General features: G+C 39.0%; 1 protein-coding gene. It reads right to left on the bottom strand.

Going from position 1 to position 405, the window contains the following annotated elements; genetic code table 11:
• Positions 1-405 (bottom strand): Arm DNA-binding domain-containing protein (locus HMPREF1551_RS14490; RefSeq protein WP_021628034.1); only part of this gene is annotated, 405 nt, incomplete at both ends.

The raw sequence follows: 405 nt of genomic DNA, 5'->3' as shown, positions 1-405 counted from the left end.
TATCACTTCTGTGGTATTTGTACTGGATAAACTCACTCAAATGAGTATATACATTTTCGTATTTATTAAGTGTTCTCGAACTTCTAACACCTTTTTCTACCATCAAGGCAAAGTCCTCTTTGAACTTCTCATAGACTTTTAGCAAGGAATCTTCCATTACTCCTATACCTAGGAAAGTAGCTTTTAGCTTCTGAGCAGTAACCACTCCCTCATACTTCATCAGTTCCTCATAATGAGTAACCATACGTGAGCGGATCTCTTCCAGCTTTCGGTTGAGTTGGGTAGCTTCCTCTGTTTTACCTGTTACCCTTCCGTACTTCAAATCCCATTTCTGTGGAAGAATTTCAAGTTTGGTACTAAACTGAGCTACCTGATTGTCAATGGTAATACGCCCCATAATAGCAA

It is taken from the genome of Capnocytophaga sp. oral taxon 863 str. F0517, from assembly GCF_000466425.1.
In the GTDB taxonomy this organism is placed as follows: Bacteria; Bacteroidota; Bacteroidia; order Flavobacteriales; family Flavobacteriaceae; genus Capnocytophaga.
This window is presented reverse-complemented; position numbering and strand designations above follow the sequence as displayed.